General features: G+C 68.6%; 17 protein-coding genes. 11 read left to right on the forward strand and 6 right to left on the reverse strand.

Translation table 11 applies throughout. The features are described 5' to 3' along the window. Positions 1-7 precede the first annotated feature (7 nt). Positions 8-730 (reverse strand): alpha/beta hydrolase, encoded by a 723-nt coding sequence (locus tag AB0G32_RS17530; RefSeq protein ID WP_361163509.1) that lies wholly within the window; start codon positions 728-730, stop codon positions 8-10. Between the two features lie 251 nt (positions 731-981). Between AB0G32_RS17530 and AB0G32_RS17535 the strand changes: the two genes are divergently transcribed. Beyond that, positions 982-2,205: a cytochrome P450 gene (locus AB0G32_RS17535; RefSeq protein ID WP_361163511.1), complete on the forward strand. Its 1,224-nt coding sequence runs from the start codon at positions 982-984 to the stop codon at positions 2,203-2,205. A 28-nt stretch (positions 2,206-2,233) separates the two neighbouring features. On the opposite strand, the gene AB0G32_RS17540 is transcribed toward AB0G32_RS17535, so the two are convergent. Both AB0G32_RS17540 and AB0G32_RS17545 read right to left on the reverse strand, forming a co-directional pair. After that, a complete protein-coding gene (locus AB0G32_RS17540; protein WP_361163513.1) occupies positions 2,234-3,808 on the reverse strand; it encodes an ABC transporter permease in 1,575 nt (524 codons plus the stop codon). After that, positions 3,805-4,701: an ABC transporter ATP-binding protein gene (locus AB0G32_RS17545; RefSeq protein ID WP_361163515.1), complete on the reverse strand. Its 897-nt coding sequence runs from the start codon at positions 4,699-4,701 to the stop codon at positions 3,805-3,807. The genes AB0G32_RS17540 and AB0G32_RS17545 overlap by 4 nt, the downstream gene beginning before the upstream one ends. A gap of 82 nt (positions 4,702-4,783) precedes the next feature. On the opposite strand from AB0G32_RS17545, the gene AB0G32_RS17550 reads away from it, so the two are divergent. Next, positions 4,784-5,281 carry a MarR family transcriptional regulator gene (locus AB0G32_RS17550; RefSeq protein ID WP_361163517.1) on the forward strand — a complete coding sequence of 166 codons (498 nt, stop codon included), beginning with the start codon at positions 4,784-4,786 and terminating at the stop codon, positions 5,279-5,281. A 135-nt stretch (positions 5,282-5,416) separates the two neighbouring features. Here the strand turns inward: AB0G32_RS17550 and AB0G32_RS17555 are convergent, their stop codons facing one another. Next, positions 5,417-6,364 (reverse strand): diacylglycerol kinase, encoded by a 948-nt coding sequence (locus tag AB0G32_RS17555; RefSeq protein WP_361163519.1) that lies wholly within the window; start codon positions 6,362-6,364, stop codon positions 5,417-5,419. Between the two features lie 207 nt (positions 6,365-6,571). Between AB0G32_RS17555 and AB0G32_RS17560 the strand changes: the two genes are divergently transcribed. From AB0G32_RS17560 to AB0G32_RS17600, 9 genes are all read left to right on the forward strand, one after another. After that, positions 6,572-7,855, forward strand: coding sequence for an adenylosuccinate synthase (locus tag AB0G32_RS17560; protein ID WP_361163521.1), 1,284 nt, complete (start codon positions 6,572-6,574; stop codon positions 7,853-7,855). Between the two features lie 121 nt (positions 7,856-7,976). Next, complete coding sequence (locus AB0G32_RS17565) at positions 7,977-9,251, forward strand: ATP-binding protein (protein WP_361163523.1); 1,275 nt, start codon at positions 7,977-7,979, stop codon at positions 9,249-9,251. After that, positions 9,251-10,021, forward strand: a complete 771-nt coding sequence (locus AB0G32_RS17570) for an RloB family protein (protein ID WP_361163525.1) — start codon at positions 9,251-9,253, stop codon at positions 10,019-10,021. The genes AB0G32_RS17565 and AB0G32_RS17570 overlap by 1 nt, the downstream gene beginning before the upstream one ends. A gap of 64 nt (positions 10,022-10,085) precedes the next feature. After that, positions 10,086-12,818 carry a class I SAM-dependent DNA methyltransferase gene (locus tag AB0G32_RS17575; protein ID WP_361163527.1) on the forward strand — a complete coding sequence of 911 codons (2,733 nt, stop codon included), beginning with the start codon at positions 10,086-10,088 and terminating at the stop codon, positions 12,816-12,818. Next, the gene (locus tag AB0G32_RS17580) at positions 12,808-14,007 is read left to right on the forward strand and encodes a restriction endonuclease subunit S (RefSeq protein WP_361163529.1); all 1,200 of its coding nucleotides are present in this window, start codon (positions 12,808-12,810) and stop codon (positions 14,005-14,007) included. Before AB0G32_RS17575 ends, AB0G32_RS17580 begins: the two co-directional genes overlap by 11 nt. A 12-nt stretch (positions 14,008-14,019) precedes the next feature. Next, positions 14,020-14,874 (forward strand): helix-turn-helix transcriptional regulator, encoded by an 855-nt coding sequence (locus AB0G32_RS17585; protein ID WP_361163531.1) that lies wholly within the window; start codon positions 14,020-14,022, stop codon positions 14,872-14,874. A gap of 10 nt (positions 14,875-14,884) precedes the next feature. Further along, entirely contained in the window at positions 14,885-15,076 is a 192-nt protein-coding gene (locus tag AB0G32_RS17590; RefSeq protein WP_361163533.1) for a DUF397 domain-containing protein, read from the forward strand. A gap of 183 nt (positions 15,077-15,259) precedes the next feature. Beyond that, positions 15,260-15,652: a hypothetical protein gene (locus tag AB0G32_RS17595; RefSeq protein WP_361163535.1), complete on the forward strand. Its 393-nt coding sequence runs from the start codon at positions 15,260-15,262 to the stop codon at positions 15,650-15,652. Further along, positions 15,652-15,924: a hypothetical protein gene (locus tag AB0G32_RS17600; protein WP_361163537.1), complete on the forward strand. Its 273-nt coding sequence runs from the start codon at positions 15,652-15,654 to the stop codon at positions 15,922-15,924. Before AB0G32_RS17595 ends, AB0G32_RS17600 begins: the two co-directional genes overlap by 1 nt. An 86-nt stretch (positions 15,925-16,010) precedes the next feature. On the opposite strand, the gene AB0G32_RS17605 is transcribed toward AB0G32_RS17600, so the two are convergent. Next, complete coding sequence (locus AB0G32_RS17605; RefSeq protein WP_361163539.1) at positions 16,011-16,646, reverse strand: hypothetical protein; 636 nt, start codon at positions 16,644-16,646, stop codon at positions 16,011-16,013. Between the two features lie 139 nt (positions 16,647-16,785). Then, complete coding sequence (locus tag AB0G32_RS17610) at positions 16,786-17,136, reverse strand: hypothetical protein (protein WP_361163541.1); 351 nt, start codon at positions 17,134-17,136, stop codon at positions 16,786-16,788. Positions 17,137-17,263: the final 127 nt, after the last annotated feature.

A 17,263-nucleotide genomic window follows, 5' to 3' on the forward strand; every position in this document is an offset into this window, starting at 1 on the left:
CGCCCGCTTACTTCAGATGCCGCCCGAAGAACCGGTCCCCGTCCTCCAGTTCGAACCACGGGGTGCCGGTGTGTCCGCCCAGATTGGCGTGCAGCGTCTTCTCCTTGCTGCCGAAGGCGTCGAACAGATCCAGGGCCCGCTGCCGGGGGTTGCCCTCGTCGTCCCACTGGAGCAGGAACAGCAGCGGGACGGTGACCTGCCGGGCCTCGGCCCGCTGGGCAAGGGGCACGTAACCGCCGGCGAAGAAGCCGGCGGCGGCGATCCGGGGGTCGGTGGCCGCCAGCCGGATGCCGAGGGCGGTCCAGCCCGAGTAGCCGACCGGGCCGGCGATCCCGGGCCGGGCGAGGAGGGCGTCCAGGGTGGCCCGCCACTCCGGGGCGGCCTGCTCGACCAGCGGGCCGACCAGGGACTCGAAGATGTCGTCGGCCGGTTCGCCGGCCCGCAGCGCCCGCCGCAGTTCGGTACGGGCCTGCTCGGCGGCGGCGGAACGCGGCCGGTCACCGCATCCGGCGGCGTCGATGGTGGCGACCGCGTAGCCGCGGCCGGCGCAGAACCGGGCCCGGGCCACCAGCCGGGCGTCCCGCTTGGGCAGGCCGTTGTTGTGGGCCATCAGGATCAGCGGGGCCGGTGCGGGGGCGGCGGGCGTCCACAGGGTGCCGGGAATCTCGCCGAGGGTGAACTCGCGTTCGAGGACGCGGTCGTCGAGGCGTTGTTCGGAAGTGAAGCGCATGGTCGTGCCTTTCGGGAGAGCGCTGGAAACGGCGCTCCCGGACGACCTATCGCCCGACCGTGACCCCGGAGGGGAGCACCCACGTCGATACTGTGTCCACGGGTACCACCTCCTCGTTGCTCGCACGGCCACCGGAAAGGTAGCAGCGGCCGGGGCGAGCGGCCAACGGGTTTTCCGGTGGCCGAAAAGCCCGGCGACCGCGGCACCGCCCCCGCTGGGCACCGCCGCCCGCGACGCCGTATCGTCCGGCCATGACGGCACCCTCCGATCTCGCGTTCGACCCGTGGGACCCGGCGTTCCTCGCCGACCCCCGCCCCGCCTACGCCGAACTCCGCGCCCGGGGACGGGTGCACCACTACGCGCCCACGAACCAGTGGCTCGTCCCGCACCACGCCGACGTGTCCGCGCTGCTGCGCGACCGCCGCCTGGGTCGCACCTACCAACACCGCTTCTCGCACGAGGAGTTCGGCCGCACCCCGCCGCCGCCCGCGCACGAGCCGTTCCACACCCTCAACGACCACGGCATGCTCGACCTGGAGCCGCCGGACCACACCCGGATCCGGCGCCTGGTGTCGAAGGCGTTCACGCCGCGCACCGTCGAGCGGCTCCAGCCGTACGTGCGGAACCTGGCCGGCGACCTGGTGGCCCGGCTCGTCGCGGCCGGCGGCGGCGACCTGCTCACCGACGTCGCCGAACCCCTCCCGGTCGCCGTGATCGCCGAGCTGCTCGGCATCCCGGAGGCGGACCGGGCCCCGCTGCGCCCCTGGTCCGCCGACATCTGCGGGATGTACGAGCTGAACCCGTCGCGGGAGACGGCGGCCCGCGCGGTGCGCGCCTCCGTCGAGTTCTCCGACTACCTGCGCGAACTGATCGCGGCCCGCCGCGAGCACCCCGGCGCCGACCTGATCTCCGGTCTGGTCGCCGCCCACGACGAGGACGACGACCGGCTCACCGAGCAGGAGATGATCTCGACCTGCGTGCTGCTGCTGAACGCCGGTCACGAGGCCACCGTGAACGCCACCGTCAACGGCTGGTGGGCGCTGTTCCGCAACCCCGAACAGCTCGCCGCGCTCCGCGCCGACCACTCCCTCGTGCCCACCGCCGTCGAGGAGCTGATGCGCTACGACACCCCGCTCCAGCTCTTCGAACGGTGGGTGCTGGACGAGATCGAGATCGGCAACGCCGTGCTGCCCCGGGGCGCGGAGGTGGCGCTGCTCTTCGGGTCAGCCAACCACGACCCGGCCGTCTTCGCCGCGCCCGACCGCCTCGACCTGGCCCGCCGCGACAACCCGCACATCTCCTTCAGCGCCGGCCTGCACTACTGCATCGGCGCCCCGCTGGCCCGTATCGAACTGGCCGCGTCGATGACGGCCCTGCTCGAACAGGCCCCCACCCTCGCCCTCGCCGCCGAACCGGAACGCAAGCCGAACTTCGTCATCCGGGGGCTGGCGGGGCTCAGGGTGGAGGTCGGGTGACGGCCGGGCCCGCCGCGCCCGCCCCGGCTCAGCCCAGCACCGCGTCGCGCCTGCGCAGTCCCGCCAGCCCCGCGCCCACCAGCAGCACCGCGACACCGAGGAGGGCGGCGACCGGGCCCCAGGTCACGGTGGCGCCCGGCAGCTTGGGGAGGTGGCCGTAGGGGGAGAGGTCCAGGACGGGCCCCGGCAGGTCCAGCGCCGGGCCGATCCAGCCCAGCAGCAGCACCGCCCCGGCCACCCCCCACGCGGCCGGCGCGGCCCGGGGCAGCAGGCCGTGCAGCAGGACCGCCGTGCCGCCGACCACCCACACCGCCGGCACCTGCACCAGGCAGGCGGCCAGCACCGGTCCGGGGTCGTGGCGGTAGCCGAGGGCGTAGCCGAGTCCCGCGAGCAGCAGGACGAGCACCGTGCCGCCGAAGGCGATCACCAGGTGGCCGGCCGCCCACCGCAGCCGTCCCACGGCCCCGGCGAGCACGGGCTCCGCCCGCCCGGAGGTCTCCTCGGCGGGCAGCCGCAGCACCGCCGACACCACGTACAGCGCGGCGACCAGCCCGAGGATGCCGGTCATCGCGGCGACGAAGGTGTCGGTCAGCGTGCCCGGCCCGCCCAGCCGGGTGAGGATCTCGCGGCTGCCCGCGTTGCCGGCGAGCAGTTCGGCCGCGCCCCCGGTCATCCCGCCGAAGACGGTCCCGGCCAGGAAGAAGCCCGCGCTCCAGCCCAGTACGCCGCCCCGCTGCAACCGCCAGGCCAGCGCGCCCGCCGTACCGAGACGGCCGTACGCCGGTCCGGGCCGGGTCGGCAGGAAGCTCGCGCCGACGTCGCGGCGGGCGGTCAGCCGGTACGCCACGGCCGTCTGGAGCAGCACCGCGCCGGCGATCAGGGCCAGCACCCACCAGCGCTCGCCGGCGAACGCGCGCAGGTTCTCCAGCCAGCCCAGGGGGGACACCCAGGTGAGCGGTGACAAGCCGCCCCCAGTGGCGGCCGAGTCGCCGGCCGCGCGCAGCACGAAGGCCGCGCCCAGTACCGCCGCCGTCAGGCCCCGGGCCGCTCGGGCGCTCTCGGTGAGCTGCGCGGCGATCGCGGCCGTCGTGGCGAAGACCAGGCCGGTGCCCGCGACGCCCAGCCCGAAGGCGACCGCGCCGGCCGCGCCCTGCCCGGACAGCCCGGCCGCCAGCAGCAGCGCGAGGACCGCGTTGGCGACCGCCGCCGCCAGCAGCGCGGCGGTGAGCGGGGCCCGGCGGCCCACCATGCCGGCCCGCACCAGTTCGTCCCGGCCGCTCTCCTCCTCGTCCCGGGTGTGCCGGACGACGATCAGCAGGCTCATCACGGCCGCCACGGCGGCGACGTACACGCCGACCCGCCAGGCGGTCAGCGCGCCGAGCGAGTCGCCGGGGAGCGGGCCGACCAGGGCGCGCAGCGAGGAGTTGGCGGCCACCTGCCGGACCAGGTCGGCGCGTTCGGCGGCGGTGCCGTACATGCTGTCGAGGGTGCTCGGCATGGAGAGCGCCAGCAGCGCGTTCACGCCGACCCAGACCGGGATCAGCACCCGGTCCCGGCGCAGTGCGAAGCGCAGCAGGGTGCCGGTGCCGGCGAAGGTGGTCATCGGGCCGTCGCCTCGTCCTGGTAGTGGCGCAGGAACAGTTCCTCCAGCGTCGGCGGCGTCGAGGTCAGCGACCGCACCCCGGACTCGCCGAGCGAGCGCAGTACGGCGTCCAGGTGGGCGGTGTCGACCTGGAGGCGGACCCGGTGGCCCCGGATGTCGAGGTCGTGCACGCCGGGCAGCCGGGCCAGGCCGTTCGGCTCGCCGGCCAGCTCGGCGGTGACGCTGGTCCGGGTCAGCTGCCGCAGCTCGGCCAGCGAACCGCTCCGCACCGTCCGGCCCTTGCGGACGATGCTGACCCGGTCGCACAGCTCCTCGACCTCGCCGAGGATGTGGGAGGAGAGCAGCACCGTGCGGCCCCGGTCGCGTTCCTCGCGCACACAGCGCCGGAACACCTCCTCCATCAGCGGGTCCAGGCCGCTGGTCGGCTCGTCCAGGATCAGCAGGTCGACGTCCGAGGCGAACGCGGCGACCAGGGCGACCTTCTGCCGGTTGCCCTTGGAGTAGGTGCGGCCCTTCTTGGTCGGGTCCAGTTCGAAGCGGTCCACCAGCTCCGCGCGGCGCCCCGGGTCCAGGCCGCCGCGCAGCCGGCCGTACAGGTCGATGACCTCGCCGCCGGAGAGGTCGCGCCACAGGGTCACGTCGCCGGGGACGTACGCGATGCGGCGGTGTGCCTCCACCGCTTCCGTCCAGGGGTCGCGGCCGAGGACGCGGGCGGCTCCCGAGTCGGGGCGCAGCAGGCCGAGCAGCACCCGGATGGTGGTGGACTTGCCGGCGCCGTTGGGTCCGAGGAAGCCGTGCACCTCGCCGGTCTCGACGGCCAGGTCGAGGCCGTCCAGCGCGTGCGTGCGCCCGAACGACTTGTGGAGCCCCGAGACGCTGATTGCCTTCGTCATGATTCGGAACGTACGCTGCTTTCAGAATTTTGTGAAGTTAAAGAACTGTCAAGAATGTCGGGTGGTGCGGGATGATCGAGGCATGACGGAAGAGACCCAGGCAGCGGGCGGGCGCGACCCCGAGGCCGTGTCACGGTTCGTGGAGGGCTTCGCCGCGCAGCTCGTCGAGGCCGGCATGCAGCGGATGCCGGCCCGGATCTTCGCCGCGCTGCTGGCCTGTGACGCGGGCGCGCTGACCTCGGCGGAACTCGGCGACCAGCTCAAGGTCAGCCCGGCCGCCGTCTCGGGCGGCGTGCGCTACCTCGCGCAGCAGCACATGGTGACGCGCGAGCGCGAACCCGGCTCGCGCCGGGAGCGGTACCGGGTGCACAGCGACCAGTGGTACGAGGCGCTGACCAGCCGGGAGGCGGTCATCAAGCGGTGGGAGACCGCCCTCGCGGAGGGCGTCACCAGCCTTGGCGCGGACACTCCGGCGGGCCGGCGGATGTCGGAGACGCTGGCCTTCTTCGAGTTCATCGACGGGGAGATCGCGGCGATGATGGAGCGGTGGCGGGTGCACCGGGAGGAACGGTTCGGGTGACGGGGTGACGGGGTGACGGGGTGACGGGGTGAGGGGGTGAGGGGGTGACGGGGTGACGAGGTGAGCAGCCTCCAGCCTCCCTGACCTGCCCCGGCCGCCCCCTCACCGCCCTCTCACCGCCCTCTCACCGCTCCCTCACCGCGCCGGCAGCGTCAGCCCCCAGGCCGCTTCCCGTACCGTCCAGGTCCGGGTCCCCACCGGGCCCGACTCCACCTCGTCCGCCCGGTAGCGGAAGTGCGCTCCCGAGACCGTCACCGTCCGGCCCCGGGCCGTCAGCGGGGTCGCCGCCGCGCCGACCGACAGCGGCCGCACCTCCACCTCGGCCGTGCCCGGGGCGCCCGGTGCCAGGGACACCCCCAGCACCGGCTGGTCCAGGTCGACCAGCGTCACCCCGTCCACCTCCACCCGCAGCCGGGCCGGACCGGCGGCCGGCGCCGCCGCGGACCGGGCCGCCGGACGCGGATGCGCCAGCGTCCGTACCAGGGACTGGCAGGTGCGCAGCCAGGGCCGCACCGGTATCTCGGCACCAGTACCAGTACCAGTACCGGTACCGATACCGGCGGACCGTCCGTCCGCCGCCCGCGTGCCCCCGGCCCGCGCGGCCACCGGGGGCAGCGGTGGGATGCCCACCGCGCCCAGCACCACCCCGTCGCTGTCGTCGACCAGCAGGTCGAGGCGGCGTTCCGTCCCGTCCAGCACCGCCCGCGCCGCCGCCACCGCCCCCGTCGGCACCCCGAGCGCGCGGGCCAGCGCCAGCTCCGGGCCGACCGGCACCAGCGACAGCGCACAGCCGGCCAGCTCCCGCCGGCGGTGCAGCAGGGCCACCGTGCGCAGCAGCGTCCGGTCGTCGCCGACCACCACCGGCCGCCGCGAACCGCGCCGCGCGAGCACCCGGGCGAACTCCTCCGGATCGTCCGGAAAACACATCTTGGTATGCGCCGCACCCGCTCTGAGCACGTCTTTCGCGATCCGGACGGACTCACCGTCGGTTCGTCGGGCGACCGGATCGACCACCACCAGAAGCTGATCGGGCGTCGCGGAACAGCTCGCGGAAGAGCTCGCGGAAATCGCCACCTCGGCCATGCCTCGCTTCCTCGGGTAGCATCTTTGTGCAAGAGCCCCTTGCGCGATTGCGCCAGGGGCTTCGTCTATTCCGGGGCATCCGGTCCGACGGGTTGCGGCCGACGAAGGTCGCCGGTGTACGAGCCATGAGCCGTGTGTACGAAGCACGAACCGTGGCACGTATGCCCTCGACCTTGGACATGCCCCGCCCGGAAGGGGTGTACGCGCGTGCCCGCACTTGTGCTGCTCGGTGCTCAGTGGGGTGACGAAGGCAAGGGAAAGGCGACGGACCTGCTCGGTGGCTCCGTCGACTATGTGGTGCGCTACCAGGGCGGCAACAACGCCGGCCACACGGTAGTCGTGGGCGATCAGAAGTACGCCCTCCACCTGCTCCCTTCCGGGATTCTCTCCCCCGGCTGCACGCCGGTCATCGGCAACGGAGTCGTCGTCGACCCGTCGGTCCTGCTCTCCGAGCTGAGCGGTCTGAACGAGCGTGGCGTCGACACGTCCAAGCTCCTGATCAGCGGCAACGCTCACATCATCACGCCGTACAACGTCACCGTCGACAAGGTGACGGAACGCTTCCTCGGCAAGCGGAAGATCGGCACCACCGGGCGCGGCATCGGCCCGACCTACGCCGACAAGATCAACCGCGTCGGCATCCGGGTCCAGGACCTCTACGACGAGTCGATCCTCGCCCAGAAGGTCGAGGCCGCGCTCGAGGTCAAGAACCAGATGCTCACCAAGCTCTACAACCGCCGGGCGATCACCGCCGACCAGGTCGTCGAGGAGCTGCTGGACTACGCGGAGAAGCTCCGCCCCTACGTCGCCGACACCGTCCTGGTGCTCAACCAGGCGCTGGAGGACGACAAGGTGGTCCTCTTCGAGGGCGGCCAGGGCACCCTGCTGGACATCGACCACGGCACGTACCCCTTCGTCACCTCGTCCAACCCGACCGCCGGCGGCGCCTGCACCGGCGCCGGCGTCGGCCCGACGAAGATCAGCCGGGTCATCGGCATCCTGAAGGCGTACACCACCCGGGTCGGCGCCGGCCCGTTCCCGACCGAGCTGTTCGACGCGGACGGCGAGGCGCTGCGCCGCATCGGCGGGGAGCGCGGCGTCACCACCGGCCGGGACCGGCGCTGCGGCTGGTTCGACGCGGTGATCGCCCGCTACGCGACCCGGGTCAACGGCCTCACCGACTTCTTCCTCACCAAGCTCGACGTGCTCACCGGCTGGGAGGAGATCCCGGTCTGCGTGGCGTACGAGATCGACGGCCGGCGGGTCGAGGAGCTGCCGTACTCGCAGTCCGACTTCCACCACGCCAAGCCCGTCTACGAGACGCTGCCCGGCTGGTCCGAGGACATCACCAAGGCGAAGTCCTTCGACGACCTGCCGAAGAACGCGCAGAACTACGTCAAGGCGCTGGAGGAGATGTCCGGCGCGCCGATCTCCGCGATCGGCGTGGGTCCGGGCCGGGACGAGACGATCGAGATCAATTCCTTCCTCTGATCTTGTGATCCCGGTGGTCAAGAGGTGGCGGCAGCCCCGGCAAGATGCCTCGACTGCCGCCGCCCGACCGGCGACGAGGACCAGGTGATGTGACTAGTCTGTCCGCCATGAAGGAGACAGGATGCTGCTGAGATTCAGAGTGGCGAACGTCCGGTCCCTGCGTGACGAGCAGGAGCTGTCCTTCGTCGCGAGGCAGGAGATCGAGGGGGACCTCGCCGCGGCTCGCGAGGTGGAGCTCTCCGACGGCCGGCGCCTCGCCGTCCACACGGTCACCGGTGTCTTCGGCGCCAACGCGTCCGGCAAGTCCAACATCATCGCCGCGCTCAAGAACATGCGGCACGCGGTACTGCGCTCCTACGCCGACTGGACCTCGTACGACGGCATCCCTCGCGACGAGTTCGCCCTGGATCCGAAAGCGGCGTCCGAGACCACTCTCTACGAAGCGGACTTCGTCCTCCCCACGGGCGTCCGCTGGACCTACGGCTTCGAATTGGGCGAACGGCGTATCGAGGCCGAGTGGCTCTACGCCTACCCCAAGGGCCACCGCCAGGTGTGGTTCGAGCGTGACGCGACCCGCGAGAGGGACTTTGACTTTCCCGGGCACCGCATTCACGACCGTGCCCTGCTGTCCCGTACCACCAGGCCGGACGCCCTTCTGCTGACCCGCGCCGCCAACGACGGGCACAAGCAGCTCACCCCCGTCTTCGACTGGTTCAAGAACAACCTCTGGGACGTCACGCCCGAGACCGAGCGAGAGCAGCGTGAGGCGTATACGGCCATGCGGCTGCTGCGCAGCGAGGACTTCCGGCGGCGGGCCGAGGAGTTGCTGCGCGTGGCCGACCTGGGCGTCATGGGAGTCGAGGTCGAGCAGTCGTCCTCCGGCCGCCCCGAGGTACGCCTCGTCCACGCCGGGGGCAGCGAGCAGGTCCCGCTGGACTGGTCGTCGGAGTCGTGGGGGACCCGTTCGTGGTTCGCTCTGATCGGGCCCGTGCTCCTCGCCCTTGACACGGGCGCCGTGCTGTTGGTCGACGAACTCGACGCCAGCCTGCACCCACGCTTCGCGGCGGAGGTCGTACGGCTCTTCCAAGCCCCCTGGGCGAATCCGAAGGGCGCCCAGTTGATCTTCACCGGCCATGATCCCTCCCTCTTGCGCACACCGGGAGGGGGACGGCTTCTCCAGCCGGGGCAGATCTGGCTCACGGAGAAGGATGGACGCGGCGCCACGGAGCTCACCTCGGTCGCCGAGTGGGAGCCGACGGAGGAGGAGGACCTGATGGCCTCGTACCTCGCCGGTTCCTTCGGGGCCGTGCCCAAGGTGTCCGAAGGACAGATCGGCCGGCGGCTGGCGCGTACGGACGACATCGCGCGGATGGGGATGGAGGCGGAAGAGGTCTGATGGCCAGGCCAAGGGGAGGGGACAGCATCACCCCCAAGAAGGGCGGCGCGAAGGGGCGTGCGCTCCGACCTCGTCAGGTGTACGTCTTCACCGAGGGCGAGGTCACCGAACCGGAGTACATCGACCTCATCCTCAAGAACGGTGTTCCCGGCAGACCGGGCCGCACGGTCCAGCACCACATCGAGAACTCGAACGCCGAGGGCAAGCTGCGCAAGCCTTACCGCATGGTTCAGGACGCGGTCCGTACGTTGCGGAAGGTGGAGCGCGAGGCGAAAGCGGCGGGCCTGAAGCCGTACCGGGTCACCGGCGGTGTGGAGGAGGGGTCATGGAACTGGCCCCAGGTGTGGGTGCTGTTCGACCGTGACGACCACCAGGGCGTCTCCGAAGCCGTCCGGCTGGCGGAGAAGGAGGGGGTCGGCATCGCGTACTCCCACCCCTGCTTCGAACTCTGGCGGCTGCTGCACTACACGAACTACACAAGCACGTTCGGCAAGGGAGCCTGCGGCGACGCCAACAGCCGCCTGCGGGCGAGCCGCGGCTTCGCGCAGACCTACGGGCGCGGCGTCCGCGCGGTCACGGAACAGCAGTCCAAACACGTGCGTGAGGGACAGATCCTCAGCGAAAAAAAAGACGGAAGCCGGTACCGCACCGCCCGTAAACACGCCCAGGCGATCAACAAGCGCTGCGAGTCGTCCAACCCGAACGACTGGGACCCGTACACCGACGTCTGGTGTTTCGTGGAGGAAGGACTGCTGCTCAGCCACTACTAGGCTGAGTAGCCGCACCTCTCCAGCGGGCGCCCCGCCCCCGGATATCACTTCAAGGAGCCCGTACGTGGCCAAGCTCACGCTCGACCAACTGGAGCGCCACCTCTTCGCGGCCGCCGACATTCTGCGCGGCACGATGGACGCCGCCGAGTACCGCGATTTCCTTCTCGTCCTGCTGTTTCTGAAGCGCGCCAACGACGAGTTCGAGGCGGCCTACGACGAGATCAAGAAGCGGGAGCTGGCCGGTGGGGCATCGAAGGCGGAGGCGGAGGAGGAGGCCGAGGAGCCGGCCAACTACACCCTCCGCCGGATCATGTACGTCCCGCAGGAGGCGCGCTGGCAGAACCTGGCCGACGCGGTGGACGACGTGGCCACGAAACACCTCCAGCCCGCGCTCGACGCGCTGGAGGGCCAGAAGGGCAACGAGCGACTGCGCGGCCTGTTCAACCACATCAACTTCAACCGCATCGGCGGAGGCGGCGGCACCGGTGCGGCGGCGGCCAAGCTGGCGGACAAGCGGCTGACCGCGCTCATCGGCCACTTCGGCAGCCTCCGCCTGCGCGGCGAGGACTTCGAGTTCCCCGATGTGATCGGTGCCGCGTACGAGTATCTGCTGAAGGACTTCGCGGACTCGGCGGGTGCCAAGGGCGGCGAGTTCTACACCCCGCGCGCGGTGGTGCGGATGATGGTCGAGCTGGCCCGGCCCCGTGCCGGGGACAGCGTGTACGACCCCTGCGTCGGATCGGGCGGCATGCTCATCCACGCCAAGGAGTACATCGAGGAGCACGGTGGCGACACCGAAGATCTGGCCCTGGCCGGGCAGGACGCCAACAACGGCTCCTGGGTCATGGCCACCATGAACATGCTGTTCCACGGTGCCCACGACTTCGAGCTGTACACCGGCGACACCTTGTCGCAGCCGCTCCACCTGGACCGCTCGTACGACCTCGTACTCAGCAATCCGCCCTTCTCCATGGACTACCGGGCAGCGGACATCGCCGACATCGACGACCGCATGCCGTACGGCCAGACGTCCGAGAAGGGCAAGGCCGACCTGATGTTCCTCCAGCACATGCTGCACATGGTGAAGGGGCGGGGCGGTTCCGTCTTCACGGTGATGCCGCACGGTGTGCTCTTCCGGGGCGGCGCGGAGGAGAAGATCAGAGCGAAGATCATCGAGGACGACCTCCTGGAGGCCGTGATCGGCCTGCCCTCGAACATTTTCTACGGCACCGGCATCCCGGCCTGCATCCTCGTCCTGCGCTCGCGCGGCCACAAGCGGGACGGCCGGGACGATCGGGTCCTGTTCATCAACGCGGACCGCGAGTATCACTCCGAGCGAGCTCAGAACGTGCTGCTGCCCGAGCACGTGGAGAAGATCGTCTCCACCTTCCACGCGAAGGCGGGCACGGAGGTGCAGCGCTTTGCGCGCTGGGTGAAGCGGGACGATATCCGGAAGAACAAGTACAACCTCAACATCCGCCGCTACGTAGACAACACCCCGCCGCCGGAACCGCAGGACGTACGGGCGCATCTGGTGGGGGGCGTGCCGAGGTCCGAGATCGATGCGCCGGAGAAGGCAGCGGTGCTGTCGGCGTACGGGGTGGCTCTGACGGACCTGTTCGCCGAACGCGAGGGAGAATCCGACTCCTCCTCCGAGTACGTCGACTTCCTGCCGGAGGACCGGCGACCGGACGCCGACCGGCTGAGCGCACTGGCCGAGGGCCGGGAACGCGAGCTGTGGGAGGCGTTCGAGTCCTGGTGGACGGGCGAGACGGAGAAGATCGCGGCCATCGCACCGTATGACGGGGACGACCGCACGGAGTTCGAGAAGCGTGCTCAGCTCGCCGATCTACGGGCCGACCTGATCAACTCCTTCCGCGACCGGCTCCTGACTGTCGGCCTGCTGGACCGGTACGCGCTTGCCGGCGCGGTCGCGGGCTGGTGGCAGGACGCGAGGAACGAGCTCAAGGCCCTGACGGAGAACGGTTTCAGGGGTGTCGTGGAGGGCTGGGTCGACACGGTCGAGACCCTGCTGAACCCGGAGCCCAACCCGTGGACCGGAGGCGCCCGCAAGCGCTCCGCCGCCGAGCGGCGCCAGGCTTACGGGCACAAGGTCGTCGCCCGCATCGCTGGCGAGTTCCTGAAGGAGCTGGCCGACGCGGATGCCGAAAAGGCCCGGCTCGACGCCAAGGTGAAGGCAGCGGACGAGGCGGAGGCGGCGCGGGCCGCGGCGGCGGCGGGTGTCTCGGAGGACGGGGAGTTGTCCGACGGCTCGCCCGATGACTCTGCCGAGGGCGGACCCGCCTTGGACCCGGCGATCGCGGAGGCGCTGCTCAGCGACGCCGACCTGAAGAAGGCGAAGCGGGAGCGGACGGCGGCGAGCAAGGCGGTCAAGGCGCTGGAGGAGGCGTTCTATCCGCTGGACGGGCTGGGGGCGGTGGTCACGGCGAAGCCCGGCAAGGCGCCCAGGACGGCGGTGGCCACTGCCGCAGAGGCCGGACAGACGACACTCGACGTGACACTCGCGACTGAGCCGGAGCAACGCAAGATCGGCCTGCACGAGGCCCGCGACGCGCTGACGGACGAGGGCGCCCGGGACATCGTTCTCGGCATCCTCCATGACGACCTGGCGTCGAAACTGGAGGGCCATGTCGTGCGCAGGCGGCGCGAGTTGATCGACACGTACTTGGGCTGGGAGCGCAAGTATCTGGTGTCGTTGCGGGACATCGAAGCGCGGCGCGAGGCTGCGGCGAAGCGGTTGAACGGGTTCCTTAAGGAGCTGGGTTATGTCGGATGAGCTGCCACCAGGCTGGTCTAGGCATAAATTGACAGACGTGGTGTTGTTGCCTACTGGCCAAGTTAATCCGCAGTCACTGCCATACCGTGCTCAGCCGCTGCTAGCCCCGGACCACGTCGAATCAGCCACGGGGCGAATCATGACTTTGGAATCCGCAGAGGCGCAGGGTGCTTCGAGTGGAAAGTACATTGTCCGTCCGGGGGATGTAATCCTCAGTAAAATTCGTCCTGCGCTCAGGAAGGTAGCGCTAGCGCGATTCAATGGTACGTGTTCTGCAGACATGTACCCGATGCGATCCCTTCGGCTAGCGCCAGAAATTCTCCAGAGTGAACTTCTTGGTGAACGTTTTTCTCTTTTTGCAGAGAGTGTGTCCGGTAGGACTGGAATCCCAAAACTGAATAGGAGTGATCTTAGCTCCTATGAGTTGAACATTCCTCCTGCTGCGGAGCAGTCACGTATAATCAAAATTCTAGAATCTATGTCCGAGTCGGAATATACCGCAGAGGGCGAGGTTCTCAAGGCGGAAGCCGTGAGGAGGGGGCTAGTCGAGTCATTGATCTCTCGCAAGGCAACGGTTTTTTCGCAGTTTCTTACTGATGGACCTAGCAATGGTATTTATAAGCCTGCGGAATGTTACGGAGAAAACGGAATCCCTATTGTTCGCATCGGTAGCTTCGATGGCGGACCTTCGGACCTCACCTCGGGCTTGCTTCGCGTACGGGTCAGTGATGCCGAGATTGAAAGATTCAGTATCAGGGTTGGTGATGTGTTGATTAATCGAGTGAATACGCCAGGGTTGGTCGGTAAAAGCACGGTTGTCTCGCGACTCGATGAGCTCACTCTTTATGAGTCAAATATTATGCGGTGCAGAGTGGATTCGTCGAAGATTTCTCCGTTGCTGGTGCAGGAATGGCTTTCCTCCTCCTTGGTTCGAGCTTACTTTGCGAGTCGAACCAAGCCGGCTGTGTCCCAGGCCAGCATCAATCGTCGAGATATTCTTTCTTGTCCGATGCCAATAATGAGCTCGGCGGAACAGGGTGCTTTTCTGGACCGGTTGGATGCAGTAGATAATTGTATTCGGGTAGGGAGGGCTCGCGTAGCGAAGCTGAAGTCGTTGAAGTATGCTCTTTCTGCTGATTTGCTCAGTGGTAGAACGGCGAAATTTGTTGCTCGCGTGTATGCCTCCTGAAAAGGAAGTGCCATGCCTGTTCGAAAGCTGCCCACGGCCAGACAGCGTCGGCTCGGGATTGAGCTTCGACGGATGCGTGAGCGTGTGGGATTTTCCCTCACCGAAGCCGCCGCTCTTCATTGCGTGGACAAGACCGCCATCAGCAATACTGAGTCGGCCCGCTTCGGGGTGAGTGCTGACCGGGTGCGCGTGTGGGCTGCCAACTACTCTTGTCCGGACCACGCTTACGTTGATGCGCTCGCGGCCATGGCCAGCGAGCGGGGTGGCGCCTACTGGTGGTCTGCGTACAAGGATTCCATGGCCTCGTTCATGCTGGACCTCGCCGAGCTGGAGCATCACGCCGTTGCGTTGCAGCACGTGCAGATCACACACCTACCCGGGCTGTTGCAATGCGAGGACTATGCGAGAGCGGTCTTCAGTGAGGCCGTCCCACCCCTGACGCCGAAAGCTTTAGATTCGCAAATCGAGTTCCGCATGCGACGGCGGGCATTGCTCGATCGGACGGTTCCCCCGAACTGCTCGTTCCTTCTCCACGAGGCGTCACTGCGCATGCTGTTCGGAGATCGGTCCGTAGTTCGACGGCAGTTGGAGGGGCTTTTGAGTGAGTCGGAGCGGGATTCGGTGACTCTGCGGGTGATCCCTTTCTCCTCAGGAGGGTTTCCCAGCGCTGGCAGCTCAACGATGTACGCGAGCGGCCCCGTCCGCCAACTGGACACCGTACAGATCGACGTCCCGAACACAGTTACGTTTCTGGACTCCGCGATTCATCTCACCAACTACCGCGCCGTTCTGAGCCGCATGGAGACGCGGTCCCTGGATGAGGAACACTCACGGGACTTTATACGCAAGGTGCTGCATGAGTTGTGAGGGTACGAGGATGTTGAACATTCAGTGGCGTAAGTCGTCATACTCCGAACAGTCGGGCAACTGTCTCGAACTGGCGGTCGCGGATGGCCAGGTGCTGGTCAGGGAGAGCGACAACCCTGAGGTGATCGTCAGTACGACCCCCGCAAAACTGGCGGCGTTCCTCGCAGGAGCCAAGGCGGGAGAGTTCGACGACCTGGTGTGAGCGTCCACGTCGTGGATCGGCATATGCCAACATGATCCAAGTTGGCATCAATGTTGATGCCGCAGCAGGTTTTGGGTACCTTGATATCAGTCGGTAGTCGCTTGACTACCGATTGGAAGTCAAGCGCCCCGGCGGTGTTAGCGGCACCCCGGGGCATGGCCAACGCCCTACAGGAGCGTCAGCATGACCCACCGTATCCGGCCCGGCCTCGCACGAACACTCGTGCAGGTCGCCGGGCTTCTCCTCGTGTGCCTGGTGCGTGCACTGTTCCCCGTGCCTCTGCCCGGGGTGGACCCGGTCCGCCGGCCGCCCGGCTACCGCATCCTCGTCGCCGGCGCCGAGATCCCCGTACTGCCCCCGTATCTCCTGCGGCGGCTGCGGTCCGGCGGACCGGCCGCGGACATCCCGGAGCACCTGCTCCCGTCCCGCATCCGTCCGTACCTGATCGCCCACGAGCGGCGCATGCGGCGACGGGAGTTGCTGCTCGCGCTCGACGGGATCGATGTCGGTCCAGTGGTGATCCACGGTCATCGCGTCGGCAGCCCGGTCCGTATGCCCTTGGGGGTGGCGGCCTGATGAGCGCACCTCGGATGCGGATCAGCCGCGTGCCCAGCAAGCCCGTACGACGGAGCGACGACGGCACGCTCACCATCGACCTCTGGCTGACCAGGGACGGGGACTTCGAGTCGGACCTCGCCCTGCGGCTCACCGCCGCCGAGGCGGAGGTGCTGCACGCCCAACTCTGCTACGTACTGGACGACACGACCGCCTCGGTGATCGCGCCGATGCCGAAGGTGCCCGACTGCCGTAAGCCTGTGGGAGGCAGCCAGGGCGTTCACTGGCCGTAGAAGCCTGATCTCCTCCGTGTGGGCGGCACGACGAGCAAGGTCGTGCCGCCCAACCGTTCCTCTTCTCTCGCCGCTCTGGTGGTCCGTTATGGCGTACCCGGTTCGCTGACCGTGCTGCCGAGCAGGTCCGTGAGAAGTCCCAGGCGGAACCTCTCCTGCTTGTCGACCAGCAGCTTGTTCGCCTCGATCTGGGTGACGATCTCGTTCATGGCACCGGCGACGGTCCGCTGCTGTTCCAGCGAGGGAAGCTGGACGAGCGTCGCGGCCAGAGCCTGAGAGGGGAGTGTCTCCACCGCCTTGCTCGGGTTGGCGTACGAGACGATCGCGTCGTGGACGAGGGGATGCCCGAGGTAGTGGAGAAGGTAGTCGGACAGAATCGCCTCCGACTTGGGTCTGATGCGCAGGCACGCGGGGCCGAAGAACCAGGTGGCCTCCGCCGGGCCGACGACAGCCCGCCGTCCGAGCGTCCCCTGGCGCACGTAGACCAGGTCTCCCGCTCGCAGTCGGAACCGCGCGAGACCGGCGGCGGTGTCGGCGCTGACACGCTTGATGCTGCGCGTATCGACTCGGTGGTCGGTGGTCAGGTCCGGAGGCGAGATGACAGGGACGCCTTCCAGGCTCGCCGAAAGAGCTCCCAGCTGGAGTCCTGAGGGACCGGAAGCGATCTCGCAGAGCTCGACCAGTCGGTGGGTGGGGCTCGGGCGCATCTCGGTGATCCTCACTGACGCTGTTCCGAGGGGCAGTCCCGAAGGAACTGCCCCATTCCACACGGGGGCCAGGGTCGGCGGCCGACGGCGCTGAACCGTCGACATTGTCGCCCAGGGCGCCGGAACACCCCCCAGCCGGACCGTCGGGCAGGTTCTAGGCGCGGACGATCTCACGAATCTGACGAAGCTGATCCTGCCGGGCCTCGGAGTCGCCCACTCCCCGCAGGATCGCGTCGCCCTGGGGCGTCGGGTCGAGTACGGCGCTGACGGCGTCCGCGATCGAGGTCCCGAGGAGGTAGAGACGGGCCGGGCTGTTCTGGCTGCGGGGCAGCTTCGTGGGGATGTGTCCCATTCCGTGGGATGCCAGCTTCTCCGAGATCTCGCCGGGCACTCGGCTGCCGATACGGCTGACTCCGTGGATGTCGCGCAGCTCGCGCATGGTGACAACGCTGAGTCCGCCGTCGGTCTCGACCTTGTCGCGAAGTTCCTGGTAACTGCTGTCCATTACCGTCCCCTTAGTTGCGATTTTTACGCACAGTGATGCCAGCGCCGGGGAGGGTCTCGTCCCTCATCCGTCCCTTAGAGAGTAGCGCATCGACGTTCCATAGGTATCTATGGATGAAGCGAGCGGG

The organism is Streptomyces sp. NPDC023723 (assembly GCF_040639815.1).
In the GTDB taxonomy this organism is placed as follows: Bacteria; Actinomycetota; Actinomycetes; order Streptomycetales; family Streptomycetaceae; genus Streptomyces.

Excerpts from the sequence above, each read along its gene's own strand:
- AB0G32_RS17595 (WP_361163535.1), top strand. The coding sequence starts at position 15,260 with ATGACCCACCGTATCCGGCCCGGCCTCGCACGAACACTCGTGCAGGTC.
- AB0G32_RS17600 (WP_361163537.1), top strand. The coding sequence starts at position 15,652 with ATGAGCGCACCTCGGATGCGGATCAGCCGCGTGCCCAGCAAGCCCGTA.
- AB0G32_RS17535 (WP_361163511.1), top strand. The coding sequence starts at position 982 with ATGACGGCACCCTCCGATCTCGCGTTCGACCCGTGGGACCCGGCGTTC.
- AB0G32_RS17570 (WP_361163525.1), top strand. The coding sequence starts at position 9,251 with ATGGCCAGGCCAAGGGGAGGGGACAGCATCACCCCCAAGAAGGGCGGC.
- AB0G32_RS17555 (WP_361163519.1), bottom strand. The coding sequence starts at position 6,364 with ATGGCCGAGGTGGCGATTTCCGCGAGCTCTTCCGCGAGCTGTTCCGCG.
- AB0G32_RS17580 (WP_361163529.1), top strand. The coding sequence starts at position 12,808 with ATGTCGGATGAGCTGCCACCAGGCTGGTCTAGGCATAAATTGACAGAC.
- AB0G32_RS17585 (WP_361163531.1), top strand. The coding sequence starts at position 14,020 with ATGCCTGTTCGAAAGCTGCCCACGGCCAGACAGCGTCGGCTCGGGATT.
- AB0G32_RS17545 (WP_361163515.1), bottom strand. The coding sequence starts at position 4,701 with ATGACGAAGGCAATCAGCGTCTCGGGGCTCCACAAGTCGTTCGGGCGC.
- AB0G32_RS17610 (WP_361163541.1), bottom strand. The coding sequence starts at position 17,136 with ATGGACAGCAGTTACCAGGAACTTCGCGACAAGGTCGAGACCGACGGC.
- AB0G32_RS17590 (WP_361163533.1), top strand. The coding sequence starts at position 14,885 with ATGTTGAACATTCAGTGGCGTAAGTCGTCATACTCCGAACAGTCGGGC.
- AB0G32_RS17565 (WP_361163523.1), top strand. The coding sequence starts at position 7,977 with ATGCTGCTGAGATTCAGAGTGGCGAACGTCCGGTCCCTGCGTGACGAG.
- AB0G32_RS17550 (WP_361163517.1), top strand. The coding sequence starts at position 4,784 with ATGACGGAAGAGACCCAGGCAGCGGGCGGGCGCGACCCCGAGGCCGTG.
- AB0G32_RS17530 (WP_361163509.1), bottom strand. The coding sequence starts at position 730 with ATGCGCTTCACTTCCGAACAACGCCTCGACGACCGCGTCCTCGAACGC.
- AB0G32_RS17540 (WP_361163513.1), bottom strand. The coding sequence starts at position 3,808 with ATGACCACCTTCGCCGGCACCGGCACCCTGCTGCGCTTCGCACTGCGC.